Genomic DNA, 22,751 nt, shown 5'->3' on the forward strand with positions numbered 1-22,751 from the left:
CCTGCGGCGTCAGACCCATCCGGTGGCGTAGAACACGCCGATGATCACGAACACCGCGGTGGTCTTGATCAGCGTGATGGCGAAGATGTCCTTGTAGGACTGCCGGTGGCTGAGGCCGGTGACGGCCAGCAGCGTGATGACGGCACCATTGTGGGGCAGGGTGTCCATGCCGCCGGAGGCCATCGAGGCCACGCGATGCAGGACGTCCATCGGAATGCCCGCTGCGTTGGCGTTGGCGATGAAGCTGTCGGCCATCGCCGCCAGCGCGATGCTCATGCCGCCGGAGGCCGAACCGGTGATGCCGGCCAGGGCCGTGACCGAGATCGCCTCGTTCACGAGCGGATCCGGAATGGCCTGCAGCGCATTGGCGACGACGAGGAAGCCGGGCAGGGCGGCGATCACTGCACCGAAACCATATTCCGATGCGGTATTCATCGACGCCAGCAACGCGCCGCCGATGGCGCTCTTCGTGCCCTCGGCGAAGCTGGCGAACACGGGTTTCCACGCAAACAGGATGACCGAAGCGATGCCGACCAGCAGCGCGCCCTGCACGGCCCAGATGGCGGCGACCTTCGACACCTCCTGCACCACCGGCGCCGGATTGCCGATCACCGCGGGCACGAACGACTGGCTTTCGCCATAGAAACTAGGGATCCAGCGGGTAAACAGGAAATTGGCCACGCCGACGAGCAGCAGCGGCAGGATCGCGATCAGCGGGTGCGCGAGCCTGTCGCCCTTGAAGGGTTCCGGCTCGTTGCGCAACTCGTCGTTGCCGGCGTAGCCCTCGCCATTGCGTGCGGCCACGCGGCGGCGCCATTCCAGGTAGCTCATGCCGACGGCCAGGATGAACACGCCGCCGAGCGTGCCCAGCACCGGCGCGGCCCAACCGGTGGTGCCGAAGAACGAAGTGGGGATGATGTTCTGGATCTGCGGCGTGCCCGGCAGCGCGTCCATGGTGAAGGTGAAGGCGCCCAGCGCGATGGTGCCCGGCACCAGCCGCTTCGGAATGTCGCTCTGGCGGAACAGTTCCGCGGCGAACGGATACACCGCGAACACCACCACGAACAGCGACACGCCGCCATAGGTCAGCAGCGCGCAGACCAGCACGATCGACAGCATCGCGCGCCGCGCGCCGACCACCTTGATGGTCGCCTTCACGATCGCCTTGGAGAAGCCGGAGATCTCGATCAGCTTGCCGAACACCGCGCCCAGCAGGAATACCGGGAAGTAGAGCTTCAGGAAGCCGACCATCTTGTCCATGAACAGGCCGGTGAACATCGGCGCGACCAGCGAGGGATCGGTCAGCAGCACCGCGCCGAGCGCCGCGATCGGCGCGAACAGGATGACGCTGTAGCCGCGGTAGGCCACGAACATCAGGAAGCACAGCGCGGCCAGCACGATCAGGAACGACATCCACGACTCCTCGGCCACCGCCGGTTGCAAGTGCGGCGAGTATCGGCAGCGCCGCGCCGACCGGCCCACTGTACGAAGGTACGATGCCGTCCGCGCGGCCCGGGCCCTAGTGTTCGCTGCAATCGGCGGCATCCGTCCGCCGCCATGTCATACCCGGGAGGGGGAGACCCATGAAGCGCAAGCACCTGAGCCTGGCCATCGGCTGTGTCCTGTTGTCGTCCATGCCGGTGGCATGGGCGCAGGACGCCGCACCGGCCACCGCAACGCCAGCCACCAACGCCACCACGCTCGATTCGGTCAAGGTGACCGCGCGCAAGCGCGAGGAAACCCTGCAGGACGTGCCCGTGGCGGTCACCGCCTTCACCGCGGAGACGCTGGACAAGCTCGCCATCGAGGACATCGGCGACCTCGACGCGCAGGTGCCGAACCTGACGATCTACGCCGCGCGCGGTTCCACCAGCACCGTGACCGCCTACATCCGTGGCGTCGGCCAGGCCGACCCGCTGTGGGGCGTGGACCCCGGCGTGGGCATCTATCTGGACGACGTGTATATCGCCCGTCCGCAGGGCGCGCTGCTGGACGTGTTCGACGTGGAGCGCATCGAAGTGCTGCGCGGCCCGCAGGGCACGCTGTACGGCAAGAACACCATCGGCGGCGCGATCAAGTACATCTCGCGCGGCCTGCCGCAGGAGACCACCGGCTTCGCCTCGGTCACCGTGGGCAATTACAACCAGCTGGACGTCAAGGCGGCGCTGGGCGGCGAGATCGGCGGCAAGGACAGCGGCCTGCGCGGCCGTGTGTCGGTGGCCAGCATGAACCGCGACGGATTCGGTACCAACACCTATACCGGCCAGGACGTCAGCGACAAGGAAATCAACGCGGTGCGCATGCAGTTGGGCGCGTATTCGCAGGACGACTTCGACGTGCAGGTCGCCTTCGACTACATGGACGACCAGTCCGGCGTGCGCGGCGCGAAGATGCTGGCGCCCAACCCGCTGGCCCCGGCGTATCCGCCCACCGACGACCGCTACGACATCCGCAGCGGCATGAAGAACATCAACGACACCGAGATGAAGGGCGCCTCGATCACCGCCAACTGGCGGCCGAACGAGGACTGGGCCTTCAAGTACGTCGCCGCCAAGCGCGAGTCGGACACCGAGACCAACATCGACTTCGACACCACGCCGCGGCCGCTGGTCGACGTGCGCGCGTTCTACAGCGACAGCCAGGTCAGCCAGGAGTTCCAGGCCAACTACGATGGCGGCGGTCGCGCCCGCGGCGTGATGGGCCTGTACTGGTTCAACGGCGACGCCGGTGGCCAGGTGCTGAACTACTTCTGGAACCCGCTGCTGGCCACCAGCCTGACCAATCCGCTGTTCGGCGATACCCAGGGCGTGGTCAACACCAAGAGCATCGCGCTGTACGCGGACTGGACCTTCGACCTGACCGACCGGCTGAAGCTCGATGTGGGCGCACGCTACACCGACGAGGACAAGCACGCTGTCGCGTTGAACCGTTTCTACACCACCAACCAGTACGAGACGTCCTGGGGCACGGCGGCGAACTTCGACAAGACGGTCAACTTCAAGAACGTCTCCCCGAAGGTCTCGCTGGATTTCCAGGTCACCCCGGACATCATGATCTACGGCCTGGCCTCGCGCGGCTTCAAGTCGGGCGGCTACAACATCCGCGCCAACACGACCTCGGTGCCGCGGTCGGGCGAACCCTTCGACGACGAGCAGGTCGACAGCTTCGAGATCGGCAGCAAGATGTCGTTCCTCGACCAGCGGATGTTCCTGAACCTGTCCGCGTTCCACAACAAGTACGAGGACATCCAGCTGTCGGTGTTCACCTCGTACACGCTGCCGAACGGCTCGCAGAGCTTCTTCGGCGACTTCACCAACGCCGGCAAGGGCACGGTCAACGGCGTGGAAGTCGAATACCAGTTCCTGCCGACCGCCAACTGGCTGATCAGCGGCAACCTGGCGTGGCTGGACGCGAAGTACGACGAGTTCATCAGCAGCGGGGTCAACATCGCCGACACGCAGTACTTCACCAATGCGCCCGAGTTTTCCGGCGCGTTGAACGTGGAGTACCGCACCGACCTGGCCAACGGCGGCAACCTGTCGGCGCGCGTGGGCTATTCGTACCAGTCCGAAGTGTGGCCCACCACGGACCTGAGCCCGGCCATCAAGCAGGAAGGCTACGGCCTGGTCAACGCCGGCGTGATCTGGAAGGTCAACGACGCGTGGAGCCTGTCGCTGCAGGGCACCAACCTGGCCGACGAGGAGTACCGCACCACCGGCTACAACATCGCCGCCTACGGCGTGCTGACCGGGTTCTATGGTCCGCCGCGCCAGTACAGTCTGACCGCGCGCTACGACTTCTGAGCACGCGCACCGCCATGACGCGGAACCGGCAGCGGGGGGGGGGGGGGGGGGGGGGGGGGGGGGGGGGGGGGGGGGGAACCCCCCCCCGCTGCTGCGTTATGCTCCCGCGCATGTCTTCCCGCCCCGTAGCGTGCGCCATGCGCACGATCGAAGAATCCGCCGTGCGCCTTGCGCGGTCGGGGTGCGATGTGGCATCGATCATCGTGACGGGATCGACATGCGGGTTCCGGCATCGCGCGGTCGTGCGCGTGGCGCACGCTACGTGGGATGACGCATGCTGAGCGTCGGCATGGTGGTGCTGGCCGGGTTGCTGTGGCTGGGCGTGCTGTTCGGTTCCGCGCTCTACGCCGAGCGCCGCCCGCACGTGCTGGCGGTGCAATGGCCCTACATCTATGCGCTGTCGCTGGCGGTGTACTGCACCTCGTGGACGTTCTTCGGGACGGTGACGCAGGCGGCACGCTACGGGTGGCCGCTGCCGCCGACCTTCGTCGGCACCATCCTGCTGTACGTCTTCGGCGCGTTCCTGCTGGTGCGGCTGGTGCGCATGGCGCGCGAGTCCAACGCCACCTCGCTGGCCGACCTGATCGCCACGCGGCTGGGCAAGGACGGCTGGCTGGCCGCGACGGTGACGCTGGTCGCCGCGCTGGGCCTGATTCCCTACATCGCGTTGCAGCTCAAGGCCGTGGCGATGAGCTTCGCGCTGCTGACGCGCTCGCCCGGCAACGAGGCACTGCCGGCGTGGCAGGACAGCGCGCTGTACGTGGCGCTGGCGATGGCGGTGTTCGCGATGCTGTTCGGCACGCGGCGGGCGAGCGCGGTGGAACACAATCGCGGGCTGATCCTGGCGATGGCGTTCGAATCGCTGTTCAAGCTGGCGGCGATGCTGGCGCTGGGGCTGTTCGTCTGGTTCGGCCTGCCGGCCTTGCCGGATGTCGCACCCGCGCAGGCGCCCGCTTCGACCACCTATGGCTTCCTGCCGCTGGTCGCGCTGGGCGTGCTGGCGATGTTCACCCTGCCGCACCAGGTGCACGTGGGCGTCGTGGAGTGTCGCGACGACCGCCACGTGCGCACCGCGCGCTGGCTGTTCCCGCTCTACATGGTGCTGATGGCCGCGCCGCTGCTGCCGCTGGCGCGCGCGGGCGGCGCGATGTTCGGCGACGCGGTGCCGTCCGACCTCTACGTGCTGGCGTTGCCGCTGTCGCAGGGGCAGCAGGGCCTGGCGTTGCTCGCATTCCTGGGCGGCCTCAGCGCGGCCACCGGCATGGTGGTGGTCAGTACGCTGACGCTGAGCCTGATGATCGGCAACCACTGGCTGGCGCCCGGCCTGTTGCGGGGTGGCTGGCTGCGTGGCAGCGGCGGCGATCTGCGCGGTGCGGTGCTGACCCAGCGAAGGGTCGGCATCGTCGCGGTCATGCTGCTGGCATGGGCGTACAGCCGGTTGGTCGCGGGCAACGACGCGCTGGCCGACGTGGGTGCGGTGTCGTTCTCGGCGCTGGCGACGCTGGCGCCTGCGCTCGGCTTCGCGATCTGGCGCCCGCAGACGCCGCCGCGCGCGGTGATCGCCGGCATCGTGGCCGCGTTCGCCGTCTGGATGTGGCTGTTGCTGTTGCCGGTGGCGATGGATGCGCGCGGTGTGGCGCCGGCCTGGCTGCAGCAGGGTCCGTTCGGCATCGCCGGTCTGTCGCCCGACGGTTTCTTCGGCCTGACCGGCTGGAGTCGGCTTGGCCGTGCGGTCGGCGTCAGCCTGTTCCTGGGCACGGTGGTGACGCTGCTGGTGATGGGCTGGCGCGGCAGTGCGCCGCGGCGCGCCGACAGCCGCGGCTTCGATGCCAAGACGTTGCGGGATGCCGGCCGCCGCTTCCTTCCGCGCGAGCGCGTGGAGGAACTGCTGGTCGACGCGCCGCGCAGCGGACCGGTGCCGGCGCTGATCGAAGCACGGCTCGAACGCGAACTGGCCGCCGTGCTGGGTTCGGCATCGGCGCGCCTGCTGCTGGACGCCGCGCGCCGCGAAAGCGGCGACCTGGAGACCGTTGCCGCCATCGTCGGTGAGGTCTCGCAGGACCTGCGCTTCAACCAGCAGGTGCTGGAAGCGGCGCTGCAGAACATGAGCCAGGGCATCAGCGTGATCGACCGCGACCAGCGGCTGGTCGCGTGGAACCGGCGCTATGCGCAGATGTTCGGCTTCCCGCCCGACGTGCTGCAGGTGGGGCGGCCGATCGCCGACCTGACGCGTTGGGCGCTGCAGCGCATGCCGCAGCGCGGCGATGACGAGCGCGCGCTGGAACGGCGGCTCGCGTTCATGCGCGCGGGCACGCCGCACCTGACCGAGCGCGTGTTCCCGGACGGCAGCATCGTCGAGATCCGCGGCAACCCGATGCCGGGCGGCGGCTTTGTCGCCACGTACACCGACGTGACCGCATCGCGCCAGGCCGAGCGGCAACTGAAGCAGGCCAACGAGACGCTGGAGCAGCGCGTGGCCGAGCGCACCACGCTGCTGGAAACGGCCAAGCGCGAAGCCGAGCACGCGAACGATGCGAAGAGCCGCTTCCTCACTGCGATCGGCCACGATCTGCTGCAGCCGCTGCATGCGGCGCAACTGTTCACCGACGCGCTGTCGCAGCAACTGCCGGAAACGCATCAGCGCGAAACCGCCTTGCAGGTGCGCGGCGCATTGGATTCCACCACCGACCTGCTGACCGGTCTGCTGGACATGTCGCGGCTGGAAGCCGGCGGGCTGGTGCCCGAACCGCGCGACCTGCCGTTGATGGAGGTGCTGGAGCCGCTGGCCTCCGAATTCCGCGTGCTGGCCCGCGAGCGCGGGCTGTCGTTCGCCATCGTGCCGACGCACGCGTGGGTGCACACCGATCCGCAGCTGCTGCGCCGTATCCTGCAGAACTTCCTCGCCAATGCGGTGCGCTACACGGCACGCGGCGGCGTCCTGCTGGGCGTGCGTCGTGTTGGTTCCGGGCGCGTGCGTGTCGAGGTCTGGGATACCGGCCCCGGTATCGCGGAGGCGGACCAGCGCCGGATCTTCGAGGAATTTCGCCGTGGCGACGACGTGCCGGGACAGGGGTTGGGATTGGGCCTGTCGATCGCCGACCGCATCGCTGCGTTGCTTGCGGCGCCGTTGTCGCTGCGCAGTCGGGCGGGGCGCGGGGCCGTGTTCGCGGTCGACCTGGTGCGGGTCGCGACGCCGGCGCCGGCACCGGCGATGGTCGGCAAGCCCGGACTCGCGGGTCGGCATGTGCTGGCTGTCGACAATGATCCGGTCGCGTTGTCCGCGTTGCGGCAGGTGCTGGAAGGGTGGGGGTGTCGTGTCGCGACGGCCGGCGACAGTGGGGCGGCGGATACCGCCTTGCGTGGCCAGGCGGCGGACCTGTGGTTGTTCGATTACCACCTGGACGACGGCGACACTGGGGTCGCGCTTGCCGAACGGCTGCGCGCTTCGCATGGTCCGCGTCCCTGCCTGATCCTCACCGCCGACCAGACCGATGCGGTGCGCCGTGCGGTCCGCGATGCCGATCTGCCGTTGCTCGCCAAGCCGGTGCGGCCGCTGGCGCTGAAGTCGGTGCTGGACCGGTTGCTCTCGGCGAGGGTGTCGGGTGTGGGAGCGACGTAAGTCGCGATCCCGGGTTGTCGGCGGCCTATCGCGACTCACGTCGCTCCCACGAAAGCCAAGGCTAGAATGCGCGCGTGCATTCCGGAACCCTCGCATGCCTTACACCCCCATCGTCGCTACCCTCGGTTACGTGCTGTCGCCCGACCGCTCGCAGGTCCTGCTGATCCATCGCAATGCGCGTCCCGATGACCTGCACCTGGGCAAGTACAACGGCCTGGGCGGCAAGATCGAGCGCGACGAGGACGTCGTGGCCGGCATGCGTCGCGAGATCCACGAAGAAGCCGGCATCGACTGCGACGCGATGACGCTGCGCGGCACGATCAGCTGGCCCGGTTTCGGCAAGAACGGTGAGGACTGGCTGGGCTTCGTCTTCGTCATCACCGCGTACAGCGGCACGCCGTTCGAGACCAACCCCGAGGGCACGCTGGAATGGGTGCCGGTGGAGAGGATCATGGAGCTGCCGTTGTGGGATGGCGACCGCCATTTCCTGCCGCTGGTGTTCGACGACGACCCGCGCGGTTTCCACGGCGTCATGCCGTACCGCGACGGCCGCATGGTCTCGTGGGACTACTCGCGGATCTGAAAGGTTGCGCTGCCTGACCCTGCAGGAGCGACGTGAGTCGCGACCGGAATACAGGGCGGTTATTGCACCTTGGATGAGCGGTGAGCCATACGATGCATGTTCTTCTTTCTCCGTGTCATCCATGGGGCAAAGGAGGCCATGGCCCACGGTCGCGACTTATGTCGCTCCTACGGGGGGGGAGCGGAGGGATGTTCCACGATCCGGTTTGTCCACACGCCGTGTGGATCGGGTTTGGGAAACCATGTGGATAACCGCGTCGGCGCCTTGCGTCGCAAGCCTGTCAAGATGTGTGGCGAAAATTTGACCAGGGCATGACGGGACGGTGTCCGGGTTGTCCACACCGTGTGTGGATGGTCTGTCGACCAACATGTGGATAAGCGTCCGCGCCCGTTGTGGCGCAACGCTGTCAAGATGTGTGGCGAAATTATGACCACCCCCACTGCAAGATCGGCTGCCCGTGACTTGAAATGCGTGGCAACGCGCCTGGATGGCGAAAGATCGGGGCGTGGAACCTCAGCCTTCGATCTGCCGAGCCGGATCCGCCAGTTCCAGTTCGCGCAGTACCACGCCGGCCTGCGTGCGGTTGCGCACGCCCAGGCGGTCGAAGATCGCGGAGAGGTGCGCCTTCACCGTGCGCTCCTGCACGTCCAGGCGGTCGGCGATCTGCTTGTTCAGCAGTCCCTGCGCCACCAGGGTCAGCACGCGGAACTGCTGCGGCGACAGACTGGCCAGGCGACCGGCGAGTTCGGTGTCGTGTTCGGACGACTGCGCGCGGGCCACGGCGCCACGCAGCGACGCCGGCAACCATTGCTCGCAAGCCAGCACGCTGCGGATCGCGTCGCGCAGTTCGTCCAGCCCGGAACTCTTGGGGAGATAGCCGGCGGCCCCATGGTCGAGCGCGCGTCGCACCACGCGCGGATCGTCGTTCGCCGACACCACCACCACCGCGACCGCCGGGAACTGCGCGCGGATCGCCGCCAGGCCCGCGAGCCCGTGGTTGCCGGGCATGTGCAGGTCGAGCAGCACCAGGTCGATGTCGTCGTGCGCCTCCAGCGTGGCGATGACGCCGTCAAGCGACTCGGCCTCGCGCACCGACAACTGCGCGACGGCATCGGCCGCCGCGCCGCGCAGGGCGGCACGGAACAGCGGATGGTCGTCGGCGATCAGCAGGTTCGGCATGGGGAGGCAGGAGTGAGGGAAGAGGAGTGAAGAGGGAGTGGAGGCGCGCTTTGGCTCACTCCTCACTTCTCCGGGCTGACCACTCGCTTCACTGCACGGTCCATCCGCCATCCACCACGATCGTCTGGCCGGTGATGTTGCGCGCGGCGGGCGAGGTGAGGAAGGCGGTGATGCCGGCCAGTTCGTCCAGGCCGATGAACACCCCCTTCGGCATGGGCTTCAGCATCACCTGGCTGACCACGTCGGCCTCGGAGATGCCGCGCGTGCGGGCCTGATCGGCGATCTGCCGGTCGACCAGCGGGGTCTTCACGTAGCTGGGGCAGACCGTGTTGATGGTGATGTCGGTGTCGGCGGTCTCCAGCGCCAGCACCTTGGAGAAGCCGACCAGTCCGTGCTTGGCGGCCACGTAGGCGCTCTTGTACGGGCTGGCGACCAGCGCATGGATGCTGCCGATGTTGACGATGCGGCCAAAGCCGCGCTCGCGCATGCCGGGCAGTACGGCCCGGGTCAGCCGGGCCACGCCGACCAGCATCACCTGCACCAGGAAATCCCACTTCTCGATCGGGAAGTCCTCCAGCGGCGAGACATGCTGTAGGCCGGCGTTGTTGACCAGCACATCGATGGGGCGCGAGATCGTCGCCAGCGCGGCGTCGATGCTGTCCTGCGAGGTGACGTCGAGCGCGACGGCCTCCGCCGAGCCGCCTTCGACGCGGATCTGCGTCGCCACCGCTTCGGCGGCATTGAGGTTGAGATCGCTGACGATGACGTGACGGCCGGCTTCGGCCAGCTGCGCGGCGATGCCGGCGCCGATGCCGCTGGCCGCGCCGGTGATGAGGAGGGTGTGGGTGGGCTGCATGGGGGAGCTCCTGCGTGTCGTCGCTAGGGTAGCAGGCAGGCGCGCGCGGTTCGTGGTACCAAAGTACGATGACGGCGCTTTCCCCGGAGGGTAGTTTCGTGGCACTGACCGGAACCTTGGACGCTTTCCACGCATGAACGCGACGACGCGCATTTCCTGCGGCCTCCTGCTCGGCGCGGCGCTAGCCGCCTGCAGCAGCACGCCGCCCAAGCCCGAAGCGGTGGCCCACATGATCCAGCCCCAGCGCGTTACCGACCATCGCGGCAGCGACGACCTGCTCACCGCCGGCCTGGGCCTCGACGGCCTGCGCGCGATGGCCGCGCCCGCGTTCGCCGATCCGGCCCATCCGACGCCGGCGGAACTGCGCCGCCGTGCGATCTGGGCGAACTGGCGCGGCATCGCCGACCTGTCGTTGACCGGCGGCTATGGCCAGGCCTACGGCAGCGTGGCCAGCGTGCCGGGGCGCGAGTTCTCGGCGCTGGCGAAAGTGTCCGGCGCGTCGCAGCCGCATCGCGTGCTGGTGCAGGTGCCGGACAATTTCGATGCAGGCAAGCGCTGCATCGTCGTCACCGCCTCCTCCGGCTCGCGCGGCGTGTACGGCGCCATTGCCGTCGCTGCGCCGTGGGCGCTGCCGAAAGGTTGTGCCGTTGCGTACACCGACAAGGGCGCAGGCACCGACTATTTCGATCTGGACGAGCAGCAGGGCGCGCGCGAGGACGGCACGATCGGTGAACTCGGCGTCGACGCGCTCGCCTTCGTGCCCGATGCGCCGGTCGGCGCCAGCGGCGTGGCGGTCAAGCACGCGCACTCCAAGGACAACCCGGAGGCCGACTGGGGCCGGCATGTGAAGCAGGCGGCCGAGTTCGCGCTGGCCGCGCTGGACCAGGCGTTCCCGCAGGCGGCGCCCTTCCGCTTCGACAACACGCGCGTCATCGCCGTCGGCATCTCCAATGGCGGCGGCGCGGTGCTGCGCGCCAGTGAGGAAGAGGGCGGCTGGCTGGACGCGGTGGTCGCCGGCGAACCGAACATCTATGCCGCCGATGCACCGGGTGCGCGGTCGCTGTACGACTACACGACCGACGCCGCGTTGCTGATGCCGTGCGCGCTGCTGGACCTGCCGGCGGAGGCGCTGCCTCAGCCACCGTTGCGCGCGCAGGTCGAGCCGCTGTGGACGGCACGCTGCGCCACGCTGAAAGCCGCCGGCCTGGTGACCGGCATGGACGCGAAAGCGCAGGCCGCGTCGGCGCGTGCGCAGCTGAAGGCGAACGGCTGGACCGACGAGGCGCTGGTCGCCGGTGCGCTGAGCGTGGGCTTCGACCTGTGGCGTGCGGTCGCGGTGACGTATGCCTCTGCCTACGGGCGTTATGGGGTGGGCGAGCACCCCTGCGGCTTCGCGTTCTACGCGCAGAACGCCGACTTCTCCGCGCGCGCCGCCACCGCGGCGGAAAGGGCCGCATGGTGGTCCGAGGGCAGTGGCATCCCGCCGGGCGCGGGTGTCGGCATCATCGACACGAAGCTGGCAGCGCCGGACTTCACCTTGCCCGGACTGCAGTGCCTGCGCGCGTTGCAGACCGGCAGCAGCGAGGACGCGCGCCGCGTGCAGACGGGTATCGCGCAAACGGCGGCCCGCTTCCCGAAGACCCGCCGGCCGGTGGTGGTGATCCATGGCCTGGACGATGGGCTGGTGCCGGCCGCCTTCTCCAGCGCGCCTTACGTGGCCGCTGCGCGCGCGGCGAACCCGGACGTGCGTTACTGGCAGGTGCGCCATGCGCAGCATTTCGATGGCTTCCTTGCCCTGCCGGCGTACGGTGCGCGCTATGTGCCGCTCCTGCCGTATGTCTATGCCGCGCTCGACCAGGTCGACGCCACGCTGGATGGCCGCCGCGAACTGCCGGCGAATGCGTTGATCAGCGCGCAGCCGCGCGGAACGGGGAGCTTGGAAGCGAGCCAGTTGGCGATTCCGAGGTAGGGGTCGGCTGTTGTAGGAGCGACGTGAGTCGCGAACGCAGACCTGGCCGGTCCAAGGAGGTGGGTAATGCAGTGGGGCACGGGTTGCTCCACTGCCGTGGTCGCGACTCACGTCGCTCCTACAAGAAGCGAGACCCCCCCACGACGGTTTCACCCGGTTCGGCTTACCCTGTAGGCCACTCTGGCCACGCGCAGCCGCCATGTCCCGACACTTTTCGATGATCCGCGATTTCCAGTTGGCCGACTGGTTCACGCTGGGCAACGCATTCTGCGGCACGGGGGCGGTCTTCGCGTCGATGCGCTTCCTGCAGGAAGGCATCCTGCGCGACCTGATGATCGGCATGGCGCTGATCCCGCTGGCCTTCATCTTCGATGCGCTGGATGGCCGCGTGGCGCGCTGGCGCAACCAGGCGTCGGTACTCGGGCGCGAGCTCGATTCGCTGGCCGACGTCATCTCCTTCGGTGTCGCGCCGGCCGCGCTGGCCTACGCCTGCGGCATGCAGGGCGGTTGGGACTGGCTGGTGCTGTCGTACTTCGTGGCCTGCGGCGTCAGCCGGCTGGCGCGCTACAACGTCACCGCCGAATCGCTGGCCGACGGTGGCGACAAGGTGAAGTATTTCGAAGGCACCCCGATCCCGACCAGCCTGCTGCTGGTGGTGCTGCTCGCCATTGCGGCCTTCCTGGGCCATGTCGGTCCGGCGCTCTGGCTGGGCTCGGTGAAGCTGGGGCCGTGGCTGCTGCATCCGCTGGTGCTGCTGTACGCGGTGTCCGGCACGCTGATGATCAGCAAGACGCTGCGCATACCCAAGCCCTGACCCGTGAGGTGAAGGCGCGTCATGCACGCGTCGCCGGCCGCGGCTAGAATCGGTCGGGAAGGGAGGGCACATGGCAAATTCCGTTCCACCGTGGCCGGGCGATTTCGAATCGGTGGCCCAGCAGTACTGGAGCCTGTGGGGCGATGCCCTGCGACAGGCGGGCGCAGCGCCTGCGATGTCCATGCCTGGCGCAGCGCCGGGCTGGCAGCAGACGGTCGACTGGTGGTCGAAGCTGGTGCCCGGCGGGCAGCCACAGGTGGACGAGGCCGTCGGCCGCTTCCAGCGGCAGGCCAGCCAGTGGTTCGGGCAGATGCAGCAGGTCGCCGCGCAGTTCACCGGCCGCGACCACGACGCCACCGACATCGGCCGCGCCTGGCGCTCGGCGCTGGGCATGGCCGATCCCACGCCGGCCCACAACCCGTTCGCCGACATCTTCCGCCACATGCAGGGCGGTGCGCACGGCCTCGACGGCTGGATGCAGCAGATGCGTCCCTGGCTGGAGAACCTGCAGCGAGGCGGCGACCGCTGGATGCACCTGCCGGCCTTCGGTCTGTCGCGTGAGCACCAGGAGCGCTGGCAGCAACTGGCGCAGGCCTATCAGGATTACCGGCGCCAGGTCGGCGAATACGACCGGTTGATGCTGCAGGTGGCGCAGGACGCCTTCGTCCGCTTCGAGGGCAAGCTGGAAGAACATGCCGAGCCCGGCCGCCAGTTGCAGAACGCGCGCGCCCTGTTCGACCTGTGGATCGACGCCGCGGAGGAGGCTTACGCCGAGGTCGCGATGTCCGACGATTTCCGCCATGTTTACGGTGGTCTGGCGAACGCGCAGGCCCGCCTGCGGCTCTGCGTACAGCGCGAAGTCGAACAGGTCTGTACGCAGTTCGGCATGCCGACGCGGACGGAAGTCGATTCCGCCCACCGCAAGATCGTCGAACTGGAGCGCGCTCTGCGCAAGCTGACGCGTGCGCAGTCGGCGCCCGTGCGCCGCGCCCCCGTACAGCGGGCTGCCGCGCCGGCGGAAGCACCCGTCGTTGCGGAAGCGCCATCACCACCCGTGCCAGCACCAATCCCCGCGAAGAAGGCGTCGAAGAAGCGGGCGCCTGCCCGTCGCAAGACCGCACCGGCGCCGAAGGCCGCTCCCAAGAAACGCGCGGTGGCCAAGAAGGCCGCGTCGAAGAAGCGTGCACGGCGTGCGGTGGCGGCCGCGGCACCCGTGGCGACCAAGCAGGCGCGCGTCGCTGCCGCAGTTCCCAGCGTCTCGCGAAAGCCCGTGAAGGGCAGCAAGCGCGTCAGCAAAGCCGCATCGAAGACGCCCGCAGCGGACGCGCGGAAGAAAGCGGCGACGCCTGCCGTGAAACCGACGTCGGTCATATCGATGAAGGACTGGGTGGCGCGCAATGCCACGCGCGGCGCGATCGCCGACGCGCCGAAGGCCGACAGGAAGACGAAGCGGGGTAAGGGCAAATGAACGGGCCGCTCAACTTCAGTGCCGAGACGCTGGCGCAGGAAGCCACCACGCTGACGCAAAAGCTTTCTGCCGGACTGCACACGCTGCCGGAGGTCGAGGACGTCCATTACGGCGCCACGCAGAAGCAGGAGGTCTGGCGCGACGGCAAGGTCGTGCTGTACCGTTTCATCGGCGAGAAGGCGCCGACCGCGAAGGTCCCGCTGCTGATCGTCTATGCGCTGGTCAACCGGCCGTACATGGTGGACCTGCAGCACGACCGCTCGCTGGTGAAGGGGCTGCTGGCGCAGGGCGAGGACGTCTATGTCATCGACTGGGGATATCCGGACCGCTCGGATCGCTTCCTCGAACTGGACGACTACATCAACCGCTTCATCGACGGAGCGGTGGACCATCTGCGCGACAGCAGCGGTCGCGATGCGGTCAACGTGCTGGGCATCTGCCAGGGCGGCGCGTTCTCGCTGTGCTATGCGTCGCTGCATCCGGAGAAGGTCAAGAACCTGATCACCATGGTCACGCCGGTGGATTTCCACACGCCCGACAACATGCTCTCGCACTGGACGCGCGAGCTGGACGTGGACCTGTTCGTCGATGCGCTGGGCAACGTGCCCGCCGACATGATGAACGCCTGCTACCTGATGCTGAAGCCGTTCCGGTTGAACCTGCAGAAGTACGTGGGGCTGGTGGACATCCTTGACGACAAGCGCGCGATCGAGGATTTCCTGCGCATGGAGAAGTGGATCTTCGATTCGCCGGACCTGGCGGGCGAGGCCTTCCGCCAGTTCATCAAGCAGTTCTACCAGCGCAACGGCTTCATCAAGGGCGGCATCGAGATCGGCGGCCAGGCGGTGGACCTGGGCTTCGTCGACATGCCGGTGCTGAACATCTACGCCGAGCAGGACCACCTGGTGCCGCCGGATGCCTCGCGTGCGCTCAAGGACGTGGTCGGCACCGACGACTACACCGAGCTGAGCTTCAAGGGCGGACACATCGGCATCTACGTCTCCAGCCGTGCGCAGCGCGAAGTGCCGACGGCGATCCACCGGTGGCTGGGACAGCGTGCCCGATGAAGGCGCGCGTCGCCATTGCGGTCCTGTTGCTGACGCTGTCCACGGCGGTCCAGGCGGCGCCGTCCGCGCAGGCCAAGCGCGAGATCCAGGGCTTGATGGATGCGTTGTCCACGTCCGCGTGCGAATTCCAGCGCAACGGCACCTGGCATGGGCGCGACGAAGCCCGCAAGCACCTGCAACGCAAGTACGACTACCTGCTGAAGAAGAATCTCGTGGATACCGCCGAACAGTTCATCGAACGCGCGGCGAGCAAGAGCAGCATGAGCGGAAAGGCCTACCAGGTGCGGTGTCCCGGACAACCCGCGCAACCGGCCGCCATGTGGTTCGCGGCGAAGCTCGATGCGCTGCGCGGTTCAGGCGCGCCCGTCCGCTGACGCGCTAGACTCGGTCCAGGCCACCTTGGGGAGTCGTCGGCGATGAACAACTCGGCATCCAAACCTTTCGCGCGCTCGTTGAACGATCGCATGATCGCCGGCGTCATGGGCGGCATCGCCCACCGCTATGGCTGGAGCGCCACGCTGCTGCGGGTCATCTTCGTGGTCGTGTCGATCGCGTCGGCCGCATTCCCCGGCATCCTGGTCTATCTGATCCTCTGGCTGTTGATGCCCAACGAACAGGACTGAACATGGCGGCAGCGGGGCTGTGGATCGCGCGCGGGCTCGGTGTCGTCTGGGCGGTGCCGAATACGCTGATCGGACTGCTGGCCGGCGCCGCAGGCATGGCGTTCGGCGCACGCCCCGAATGGAGCCGGCGCGACTTCGCCGTGGTCTTCCATCGTTGGCCGTGGGGTCCGGGCGGCGCCATCACCTTCGGCAACAGCATCCTGCATACCGGCGATACGCTGGAATCCGAATGCATTACCTACGAGCATCGCGCCGGCCGCATCCAGCATCCGCGCATCCGCCTGGGCGACCACGAGCGTGCGCACGTCTACCAGTACATGGTGCTTGGACCGCTGTTCCTGCCGGTCTATCTGCTGTGCGGAGGCGTCAGCGTCCGCAATCCATTCGAGCGCGCGGCGGATCGTTACGCATTGACGGGTAAAGGGTGGTGGCCGGGCGGCTGACCGGACCCTCAGCGGCGTGAGGTCTTCTTCGCAACTTTCCTGGTGGCCTTCTTGGTCGCCTTCTTCGCCGTCGTGCGTCCGGCACCGGACTTCTTTCCGCCGCCGTCCTGCTTGTTGACCGTAGCCCAGGCGATGCGTTCGGCGTCCTCGCGCGAGCGGCCCTGCTCCAGCTCGCTCTCTTCGATGTGCTCGGCCTGGCGCTTCTGCTTGTCGGTGTACGCCGATTTGTCTCCGCGTGGCATGAGGCTGTCTCCCAACCGGGGATGCGCAGCGTCGCGCGAACGGCATGACGACGCCGTCAATGCCTGTTCAGCGCTCCATGCGCTGGAACGAGAACAACGGCCACAACGCGTGTTTGCGCCGCTCGATCAATGCACGCAGCAGACCGGCGCCGAGCATGCTGTAGGTGATGCCATTGCCGCCGTAGGCCATCGCGAAGTGCACGCGTGAACCCCATTGCGGATGCGGACCGAAGAACGGCAGGCCGTCTTCGGTTTCCGCGAAGGTGCCCGCCCATGAGAACGCCGGGGTGAGTGCGAGTTCGGGAAACAGGTCCTTCAGCCGCTTCAGCAGCGTGCGCGCCTTCTTCTCCACACGAGCGTCGCGCTTGGCGGGGATATCGACGGAATCGTCCTCTCCCCCCAGCAGCAGACGACGGTCGGAGGTGGTGCGCGCATACAAATAGGGACGTGCGGTTTCCCACAGCAGCGTATCCGCGAGAAAGCCCAGCGCCGCCTCCGGCAGCGGATCGCTGATCACCGCGTAGCTGCTGCGGTTGCGCGCAACCGACTTCTTCAGCCAGTGCTGGCTCGCGTAGCCTGCCGCGACCATCAGATGCCCGGCGCGCACGGTCAGCCCGGTGTCGGTGCGCAGGGTCACGCCGCGCGTCGTGGTGGCGATCTCTTCCACGCGGGTACGGTCGAAGACGGATGCGCCCTGCTTCTGCAGTCGCTGCAGCAGGCGATACGTCAGGCGATAAGGATCCACGCGCGCTGCCTGCTGGCTGAGCAGGGCGGCAGGCGCATCGAAGCCGTAATCGTCGCGCACGCGTTCGGACGACAGCAGTTCCACCTCCAGACCATGCTTCTGCCTGGCAACGCACTCCTCTTCCAGACGGGCGACATCGCGGCGGCGGCTGGCGTAGTACAGGCTACGGTTGCGCGCGAAGCCGACGTCGCGCCACGCGGAGGCGACCTCCTGCAGCCGGTCGATGGCCTCGGCGCAGGCCTGGTAGGCGAGCGCCGCATCGGCTTCGCCGTGGCGCTTGGCCAGATCGACCAGATGGGTGTCGATCTCGTACTGCAGCAGCGCCGTACTGGCGGCGGTGCTGCCCCAGCCGATGTCCCGTTGCTCCAGCACGGCCACGTCGAAGCCGTGCCGCGCGAGTTCATCCGCGATCAGCGCGCCGGTGATGCCGCCGCCGAGCACCGCGATGTCGCAGCGATGGTCGGCCTCCAGGCGAGGGAACGCCTGCATCAGCCCGTTGCTGATGGCCCAGAAGGGATAACCGCTTTTCAGATCCATACGCACCTGCCACAGGACGATGCCGCCATGCTCGCAGGCGGAACGCCAGTGACGGGTGAAGGCGCCGCGTCAGCGCGGGAGGGCGCCCTGCAGGAACAGGTCGACCGCCGCCAGTGCCTGCGCTTCCAGCGTATCGACGTCGGGCAGATGCGGACCGCCCGCGGCCAGGCGGACGACCTGGTCGCCGAACAGGCTCATGTAGAACTGCGCGGCCGCCGCCTGGGGCGAGGGCAGCCGCAAGCGGCCGGCGGCGACCTGCTGCTCGAAATAGTCCTCGAGCGTGCGGCGGATGGAGGCCACCACATGGTCGAAGAACCAGTCGCGCAGGGCCGGGAAGGATTGCCCCTCGCCGATGACGATGCGGTACACGACCTGCGAATCGGTTCCCGCCATCAGCTGGGCCATGCGGATCGCCACGCGCCGCAGCGCCTGTTCCGGCGACAGTTCGGTCAGGTTGAGGTCGCTCAGCACGTGGATGTGCATGTCCAGGCGGCGCTCGAGGATGGCGCAGGCCAGCCCTTCCTTGTCGCCGAAGATGCGGTACAGCGTGGCCAGCGATCCGCCGGCCCGCGCCACGATCTCGCTCAGGCGCGCATGCTGGTACCCCTTTTCGGCGAAGACTTCGGTGGCGGCATCGAGGAATTTCTCGGCGCGGATTTCGCCACGACGGCACAACTCCACCTGCGGACGCGCGCGCAGGGGCACGCTGCCATGGGCGGTATCGCTGAAAACGTTTTCCAGATAATCGGACGGAAGGCTCACGGAACGTCCCTGCACGCGGCTGGGTAGTGATGTTGCGCCAGCCTAGCAAAAAGGTTGCACGACCGTGACACCTGCACGACGGACGGGCTGCCGCGCGACGGGTAACGCGTGCGGTGGGGCGCTTGCTGCCAGCGATCGTGCGCGCCCGCCACGTAAGCGACCGGCGCGGCGTCCAGGGCTTCGGGCGTGACGTCCTCCAGGCAGCCCGGGTTCACGCCGCAGATGCGCGCGTCACCCGGCGTGTCGTTGCCGATCCCGAACGGACGCAGGCCACAGGTCCGGCAGAAGAAGTGGTGCGAGTTGCGCAGGCTGTTGCAGCGGTACGCGACTGGGCTCCCATCACCCGCCAGCAGCCGGGACCGGTCGGGCGACACGATGGCGGGCCGGAACCGGTTGCGCCGGCAGACCGAGCGGTCGCACCGGTAGGTGGGTGGGGTAGGGTCGATGTCGGCCACGAAGCGGACCGCACCGCCATGCAGCTGCCCTGGTAGGTCTTCAGCAGGTGGCCTGCTGTGCCGATATCGATCCGGGGGCCGACGGGGTCGCCCCGCCGCCCCCGGTGCCGGGGCGTGAGCATATCCGACCCCCCACTGCCGGAGCCGTGCATGCTGCAGACCGTCGATGTCGCCGACCTCCGGCCCGGCATGTACGTGCAGAAGCTGCTGGGTCCGTGGATGCAGCATCCGTTCTGGCGCACCTCCTTCCTGCTCGACGACGGGCGCATCGCCGAACTGCAGGACAGTGGGGTGGAGCAGGTGGTGGTGGACCTGTCCCGCAGCGAACACGACGCGGCGGGTGCCGTCGATACCGGTGGTGCCGGCGACCTGCCTGCCACTGACGCGATACCGGACGCCGAACCGGACACGGAGGCCGCGCCAGCGCCCGTTCCGGAGCTCGAGCGGCGCCGCGTCGTCGTCGCCGACGGTGCCGTCAGCCTGGCATCGGAACTGTCGCGTGCGCGTCGCATCTGCGACGAAGGCCGCGATGCGGTGGAGGCGATGTTCCGCGAGGTCCGTCTGGGGCGCGGCGTGGACGCCGGCCATGTCATGCCGCTGCTGGAGGAAATCACCGGATCGGTGGATCGCCATCCCACCGCGCTGGTCAGCGTGGCCCGGCTGAAGGACGCCGACAGCTACACCTACCTGCATTCGGTGGCGGTCAGCGCGCTGATGACGATGCTGGCCCGCCAGTTGCAATTGCCCGAGGAGCAGGTGCGCGATGCCGCGCTGGGCGGCCTGCTGCACGACATGGGCAAGGCCATGCTGCCGCTCGAGGTGCTGAACAAGCCGGGCAAGCTGACCGACGAGGAATTCGCCATCGTCCGCCAGCACCCGGTGCATGGCGAGCGCCTGCTGCGCGACGGCGGCATCACCCAGGAGCCGATCCTGCACATCGCCCGCCACCACCACGAGAAGGTCAACGGTGCGGGCTATCCGCAGCGCCTGTCCGGTGCCGAATTGCCGCTGCTGACCCGCATGAGCGCCATCTGCGACGTCTACGACGCCATCACCTCCAACCGGCCGTACAAGAACGGCTGGGATCCGGCCGAATCCCTGCGCCGCATGGCCAGTTGGGAGGGGCACTTCGACACGACGTTGATGAAGTCGTTCGTCCGAAGCGTCGGCATCTACCCGATCGGTGCGCTCGTGCGATTGTCCAGCGACCGGCTGGCGGTGGTGGTGGAACAGAACCCCGCCACGCTGCTGGCCCCCCGCGTGCGTGTCTTCTACTCGGCCAGGCAGCGCAAGCACGTGCTGATGACCGACCTCGACCTGGCCACCGCCGGCGACCGTGAACGCATCGTCGGCGTCGAGTCGCCGGAGAAGTGGGGGTTCCGCGACCTGGAGAAGGTCTGGCTGCCCTGAGTCCCGTCGGCCGTGGCGGCCGGCGCATGCCGTTCGTCGCATGTGCGGACCGATCCGGCGCAGCGCCGCCCGCGGACGGACTTCCGGCACGGGTCACGGAAGGTGGCCGGGGCGACGATGGCGGCCCATCGCCTCCGTGCCCGCCAGGCGGCCGCGACGAGGTGTCCCGTCCGTGCATGTGAAGGAGTCCACGATGTCGCTGCTGTCCCTGGTCATGGCCGCCTCCGCGGCCACCGCGCCCGCGCCGCTGGCCGACGCCGCCACCCTGGCCGCCATCGAGGCGACCTGCCTCGACTACGTCGACGGCCAACTGGAAGGGGATCCCGCCCGGGTGGCGCGCGCGCTCCATCCCGATCTGGCCAAGCGTGCGATCACCGGCGACACGCCGGACGAGCGCCTCGGCCTGCGTCGCATGTCGAAGGAGGAACTGGTGTCGCTGACGCGGCAGGGCGCGCTGAAGACGCCGAAAGACCAGTGGAACCGCAGCTGCCGCATCCTCGACGTCACCGCCGAGACCGCGGCCGTAAGGCTGGAGACGCCCTGGTTCGTCGACCACTTCCACATGGGGCGCTATGGCGACCGCTGGATCATCGTCAACGCGCTGTGGCACATGAAGCCACGGTAATCATCCCGTCGCACTGGCTGTCGCGGCCTTGCGGAACAGCAGGGCGGACACGCACCAAGCCACGACGTAGAGACCGGTGAACGCCAGCACGAACGCCGGCGATTCCTGCGTATCCATGCGCATCGCAATGCCGCCCGCCAGCACCTGCGCCACGGCCATCGTCGCCAGCACGTACGACATGCCACGTGCGCGCAGGCGGGCGAATCCCGCGCCGACGGCGCCGACCACCGGCACGCCGAGGAACAGCAGGTTGGCGGGATGGTCCGGCGCATCGACGATGCCCACCGCCAGGTTCGCCCACAGCAGCAGGAATGCCGCCGCGATCGCGATCGCGGCGGCCAGCAGGTAACTGGGGGCGCGCGCCATACGCGTGGTCGTCTCGAAGGCCACGCAGGCGGCCAGCAGCATCGCAGCGAACACGGCAAAGTCGCCGCCGGTCCAGGCCACCTCGTGGGTGAAGCGCATCGCCACCCAGGGCGCCAGCAGCAACAGGGCCGCGCCCCCCCAGACAACGGGCCGCAGTATGCGGATCCACGCGACGGCGTTGGGGTAGGTGTCGTGCGTCATGGCCAGGTCTCCCGTGTCGGTGGCGGCGTGCCGGCGACAGGATCGGCGACCGGCATGCGTCGGCGACGTGGCCTGTGTGAAGTGGGTGCGAAGTCCGCTGGGCTCAGGGCGTGGACGCGGTCGGCCGATGCGCGTAGCTCAGGACCCGCGTCACCTGCCACTGACCGTCGCGTTCGCGCCAGACCATCACGAAATCCGCCTCGCCCGCGCACTCCTTGCCGGCCAGGTCGCAGAAACGATGCCTGCCCTGCGCGATCGCGCCGAAGTCCTTGATCGGGTACACCGCCAACGTGCCGGGCACGCGTTCGCGCCGGTAGTGGCCGCACACGTACTGGCGCGTGCGGCCGATCATCTCGTCGCGGGTCCAGGTGACCCCGCCGTTGTCGTGGTAGAACTCCACCGCGTCGTCGAAGTACGCCGCATGACGGGCGAGTTGCGCGGGATCGGCGCAGGTGTTGAACGCGTCGAACACGGCGGTGTCCAGGCCTTCGACGATCTGCGTCAGCTGCGCCGGCGTCCGTTCCGTGGCGCCGGCGGCGTCGACCGCGCCGCACAGCAGCACCGTCCCCAGCAGGCCGGATGCCGCCCGCTTGGTCATGCGCGATCGCACCGAAGTCATGCCGACACCAGCGACGCGCGCGGACGCCCGCCCAGCCACCGCGCCGGCAGCATCAGCAGCGCATGCAGAAAGGCGAACAGGGCCGAGAAGGTGATGCCGATCAGCCGGAACGGCAGCGACAGCAGCCATACGAACGGCCAGGCCAGCAGCGCCAGCACGGCGAGCGGCCAGCACAGGACGAACAGCAGGCACCAGGCGAGCAGGGCGACGAGGGTCTTCATGGGCCGGAACTCCTTCGGGCAGCGGATGTCGGGCGTCCATCGTCGCGTCCTGCGTTGCGGCGGACCAGCGCGCTGCGACGAATCCGGTGGAATGCCGACGAAAGCCCCCTGTACCCGCGTGAAACCGCGCCGCGAAAGCGACCG

21 protein-coding genes and 1 pseudogene are annotated in these 22,751 nt (G+C 68.4%); 12 read left to right on the forward strand and 10 right to left on the reverse strand.

Annotation, left to right across the window (positions count from 1 at the left end; genetic code table 11):
• Positions 1–9: 9 nt before the first annotated feature.
• Positions 10–1,413: a GntP family permease gene (locus AC1Q5B_RS16675; protein WP_492632598.1), complete on the reverse strand. Its 1,404-nt coding sequence runs from the start codon at positions 1,411–1,413 to the stop codon at positions 10–12.
• Between the two features lie 170 nt (positions 1,414–1,583).
• Between AC1Q5B_RS16675 and AC1Q5B_RS16680 the strand changes: the two genes are divergently transcribed.
• The 3 genes from AC1Q5B_RS16680 to AC1Q5B_RS16690 all read left to right on the forward strand — a co-directional run bounded on the left by AC1Q5B_RS16680 (position 1,584) and on the right by AC1Q5B_RS16690 (position 8,005).
• Positions 1,584–3,803, forward strand: coding sequence for a TonB-dependent receptor (locus AC1Q5B_RS16680; RefSeq protein WP_492632599.1), 2,220 nt, complete (start codon positions 1,584–1,586; stop codon positions 3,801–3,803).
• 274 nt (positions 3,804–4,077) lie between these two features.
• The gene (locus AC1Q5B_RS16685) at positions 4,078–7,422 is read left to right on the forward strand and encodes a hybrid sensor histidine kinase/response regulator (RefSeq protein WP_492632600.1); all 3,345 of its coding nucleotides are present in this window, start codon (positions 4,078–4,080) and stop codon (positions 7,420–7,422) included.
• Positions 7,423–7,516: 94 nt separating this feature from the next.
• Positions 7,517–8,005, forward strand: coding sequence for an NUDIX hydrolase (locus AC1Q5B_RS16690; RefSeq protein WP_492632601.1), 489 nt, complete (start codon positions 7,517–7,519; stop codon positions 8,003–8,005).
• 513 nt (positions 8,006–8,518) lie between these two features.
• Here AC1Q5B_RS16690 and AC1Q5B_RS16695 read toward each other — a convergent pair.
• Positions 8,519–9,184, reverse strand: a complete 666-nt coding sequence (locus tag AC1Q5B_RS16695) for a response regulator (RefSeq protein ID WP_093299330.1) — start codon at positions 9,182–9,184, stop codon at positions 8,519–8,521.
• 88 nt (positions 9,185–9,272) lie between these two features.
• Positions 9,273–10,040 carry a 3-hydroxybutyrate dehydrogenase gene (locus AC1Q5B_RS16700; RefSeq protein WP_492632602.1) on the reverse strand — a complete coding sequence of 256 codons (768 nt, stop codon included), beginning with the start codon at positions 10,038–10,040 and terminating at the stop codon, positions 9,273–9,275.
• A 133-nt stretch (positions 10,041–10,173) separates the two neighbouring features.
• On the opposite strand from AC1Q5B_RS16700, the gene AC1Q5B_RS16705 reads away from it, so the two are divergent.
• The 7 genes from AC1Q5B_RS16705 (at position 10,174) to AC1Q5B_RS16735 (ending at position 16,424) form a co-directional block, all read left to right on the forward strand.
• Positions 10,174–12,009, forward strand: a complete 1,836-nt coding sequence (locus tag AC1Q5B_RS16705; RefSeq protein ID WP_492632603.1) for a 3-hydroxybutyrate oligomer hydrolase family protein — start codon at positions 10,174–10,176, stop codon at positions 12,007–12,009.
• 199 nt (positions 12,010–12,208) lie between these two features.
• Positions 12,209–12,823: a CDP-diacylglycerol--serine O-phosphatidyltransferase gene (gene pssA, locus AC1Q5B_RS16710; RefSeq protein ID WP_492632604.1), complete on the forward strand. Its 615-nt coding sequence runs from the start codon at positions 12,209–12,211 to the stop codon at positions 12,821–12,823.
• A gap of 70 nt (positions 12,824–12,893) precedes the next feature.
• Positions 12,894–14,291 (forward strand): class III poly(R)-hydroxyalkanoic acid synthase subunit PhaE, encoded by a 1,398-nt coding sequence (phaE, locus tag AC1Q5B_RS16715; RefSeq protein WP_492632605.1) that lies wholly within the window; start codon positions 12,894–12,896, stop codon positions 14,289–14,291.
• Positions 14,288–15,358: a class III poly(R)-hydroxyalkanoic acid synthase subunit PhaC gene (locus AC1Q5B_RS16720; RefSeq protein WP_492632606.1), complete on the forward strand. Its 1,071-nt coding sequence runs from the start codon at positions 14,288–14,290 to the stop codon at positions 15,356–15,358. Before phaE ends, AC1Q5B_RS16720 begins: the two co-directional genes overlap by 4 nt.
• The gene (locus tag AC1Q5B_RS16725; RefSeq protein WP_492632607.1) at positions 15,355–15,732 is read left to right on the forward strand and encodes a YfeK family protein; all 378 of its coding nucleotides are present in this window, start codon (positions 15,355–15,357) and stop codon (positions 15,730–15,732) included. The genes AC1Q5B_RS16720 and AC1Q5B_RS16725 overlap by 4 nt, the downstream gene beginning before the upstream one ends.
• A 42-nt stretch (positions 15,733–15,774) precedes the next feature.
• Entirely contained in the window at positions 15,775–15,981 is a 207-nt protein-coding gene (locus tag AC1Q5B_RS16730; protein ID WP_162336618.1) for a PspC domain-containing protein, read from the forward strand.
• Between the two features lie 2 nt (positions 15,982–15,983).
• Complete coding sequence (locus tag AC1Q5B_RS16735) at positions 15,984–16,424, forward strand: hypothetical protein (RefSeq protein ID WP_492632608.1); 441 nt, start codon at positions 15,984–15,986, stop codon at positions 16,422–16,424.
• Positions 16,425–16,435: 11 nt separating this feature from the next.
• Here the strand turns inward: AC1Q5B_RS16735 and AC1Q5B_RS16740 are convergent.
• From AC1Q5B_RS16740 to AC1Q5B_RS16755, 4 genes and pseudogenes are all read right to left on the reverse strand, one after another.
• Positions 16,436–16,666, reverse strand: a pseudogene (locus AC1Q5B_RS16740) (HupB); the annotation flags it as partial.
• Between the two features lie 67 nt (positions 16,667–16,733).
• Positions 16,734–17,948, reverse strand: a complete 1,215-nt coding sequence (locus AC1Q5B_RS16745) for an NAD(P)/FAD-dependent oxidoreductase (protein ID WP_492632609.1) — start codon at positions 17,946–17,948, stop codon at positions 16,734–16,736.
• A gap of 69 nt (positions 17,949–18,017) precedes the next feature.
• Positions 18,018–18,710, reverse strand: a complete 693-nt coding sequence (locus tag AC1Q5B_RS16750) for a TetR/AcrR family transcriptional regulator (RefSeq protein WP_492632610.1) — start codon at positions 18,708–18,710, stop codon at positions 18,018–18,020.
• Positions 18,707–19,165 (reverse strand): GFA family protein, encoded by a 459-nt coding sequence (locus tag AC1Q5B_RS16755; RefSeq protein ID WP_492632611.1) that lies wholly within the window; start codon positions 19,163–19,165, stop codon positions 18,707–18,709. The genes AC1Q5B_RS16750 and AC1Q5B_RS16755 overlap by 4 nt, the downstream gene beginning before the upstream one ends.
• A gap of 150 nt (positions 19,166–19,315) precedes the next feature.
• On the opposite strand from AC1Q5B_RS16755, the gene AC1Q5B_RS16760 reads away from it, so the two are divergent.
• Entirely contained in the window at positions 19,316–20,575 is a 1,260-nt protein-coding gene (locus AC1Q5B_RS16760) for an HD-GYP domain-containing protein (protein ID WP_492632612.1), read from the forward strand.
• A 193-nt stretch (positions 20,576–20,768) separates the two neighbouring features.
• A complete protein-coding gene (locus AC1Q5B_RS16765) occupies positions 20,769–21,200 on the forward strand; it encodes a nuclear transport factor 2 family protein (RefSeq protein ID WP_492632613.1) in 432 nt (143 codons plus the stop codon).
• Here the strand turns inward: AC1Q5B_RS16765 and AC1Q5B_RS16770 are convergent, their stop codons facing one another.
• From AC1Q5B_RS16770 to AC1Q5B_RS16780, 3 genes are all read right to left on the reverse strand, one after another.
• Positions 21,201–21,767 carry a hypothetical protein gene (locus tag AC1Q5B_RS16770; protein ID WP_492632614.1) on the reverse strand — a complete coding sequence of 189 codons (567 nt, stop codon included), beginning with the start codon at positions 21,765–21,767 and terminating at the stop codon, positions 21,201–21,203.
• A gap of 103 nt (positions 21,768–21,870) precedes the next feature.
• Positions 21,871–22,365, reverse strand: a complete 495-nt coding sequence (locus AC1Q5B_RS16775) for a nuclear transport factor 2 family protein (RefSeq protein ID WP_492632615.1) — start codon at positions 22,363–22,365, stop codon at positions 21,871–21,873.
• 17 nt (positions 22,366–22,382) lie between these two features.
• On the reverse strand, positions 22,383–22,607 hold the full coding sequence (locus AC1Q5B_RS16780; RefSeq protein ID WP_492632616.1) for a hypothetical protein: 225 nt from the start codon (positions 22,605–22,607) through the stop codon (positions 22,383–22,385).
• Between the last annotated feature and the right edge of the window lie 144 nt (positions 22,608–22,751).

This window comes from Pseudoxanthomonas sp. GW835-FHT14C01, assembly GCF_058793715.1.

What these genes read in the sequence shown, in the direction of transcription:
- AC1Q5B_RS16675 (WP_492632598.1), bottom strand. Translation starts at nt 1,413, where the DNA reads ATGTCGTTCCTGATCGTGCTGGCCGCGCTGTGCTTCCTGATGTTCGTG.
- AC1Q5B_RS16680 (WP_492632599.1), top strand. Translation starts at nt 1,584, where the DNA reads ATGAAGCGCAAGCACCTGAGCCTGGCCATCGGCTGTGTCCTGTTGTCG.
- AC1Q5B_RS16685 (WP_492632600.1), top strand. Translation starts at nt 4,078, where the DNA reads ATGCTGAGCGTCGGCATGGTGGTGCTGGCCGGGTTGCTGTGGCTGGGC.
- AC1Q5B_RS16690 (WP_492632601.1), top strand. Translation starts at nt 7,517, where the DNA reads ATGCCTTACACCCCCATCGTCGCTACCCTCGGTTACGTGCTGTCGCCC.
- AC1Q5B_RS16695 (WP_093299330.1), bottom strand. Translation starts at nt 9,184, where the DNA reads ATGCCGAACCTGCTGATCGCCGACGACCATCCGCTGTTCCGTGCCGCC.
- AC1Q5B_RS16700 (WP_492632602.1), bottom strand. Translation starts at nt 10,040, where the DNA reads ATGCAGCCCACCCACACCCTCCTCATCACCGGCGCGGCCAGCGGCATC.
- AC1Q5B_RS16705 (WP_492632603.1), top strand. Translation starts at nt 10,174, where the DNA reads ATGAACGCGACGACGCGCATTTCCTGCGGCCTCCTGCTCGGCGCGGCG.
- pssA (WP_492632604.1), top strand. Translation starts at nt 12,209, where the DNA reads ATGTCCCGACACTTTTCGATGATCCGCGATTTCCAGTTGGCCGACTGG.
- phaE (WP_492632605.1), top strand. Translation starts at nt 12,894, where the DNA reads ATGGCAAATTCCGTTCCACCGTGGCCGGGCGATTTCGAATCGGTGGCC.
- AC1Q5B_RS16720 (WP_492632606.1), top strand. Translation starts at nt 14,288, where the DNA reads ATGAACGGGCCGCTCAACTTCAGTGCCGAGACGCTGGCGCAGGAAGCC.
- AC1Q5B_RS16725 (WP_492632607.1), top strand. Translation starts at nt 15,355, where the DNA reads ATGAAGGCGCGCGTCGCCATTGCGGTCCTGTTGCTGACGCTGTCCACG.
- AC1Q5B_RS16730 (WP_162336618.1), top strand. Translation starts at nt 15,775, where the DNA reads ATGAACAACTCGGCATCCAAACCTTTCGCGCGCTCGTTGAACGATCGC.
- AC1Q5B_RS16735 (WP_492632608.1), top strand. Translation starts at nt 15,984, where the DNA reads ATGGCGGCAGCGGGGCTGTGGATCGCGCGCGGGCTCGGTGTCGTCTGG.
- AC1Q5B_RS16745 (WP_492632609.1), bottom strand. Translation starts at nt 17,948, where the DNA reads ATGGATCTGAAAAGCGGTTATCCCTTCTGGGCCATCAGCAACGGGCTG.
- AC1Q5B_RS16760 (WP_492632612.1), top strand. Translation starts at nt 19,316, where the DNA reads ATGCTGCAGACCGTCGATGTCGCCGACCTCCGGCCCGGCATGTACGTG.
- AC1Q5B_RS16765 (WP_492632613.1), top strand. Translation starts at nt 20,769, where the DNA reads ATGTCGCTGCTGTCCCTGGTCATGGCCGCCTCCGCGGCCACCGCGCCC.
- AC1Q5B_RS16770 (WP_492632614.1), bottom strand. Translation starts at nt 21,767, where the DNA reads ATGACGCACGACACCTACCCCAACGCCGTCGCGTGGATCCGCATACTG.
- AC1Q5B_RS16775 (WP_492632615.1), bottom strand. Translation starts at nt 22,365, where the DNA reads ATGACCAAGCGGGCGGCATCCGGCCTGCTGGGGACGGTGCTGCTGTGC.
- AC1Q5B_RS16780 (WP_492632616.1), bottom strand. Translation starts at nt 22,607, where the DNA reads ATGAAGACCCTCGTCGCCCTGCTCGCCTGGTGCCTGCTGTTCGTCCTG.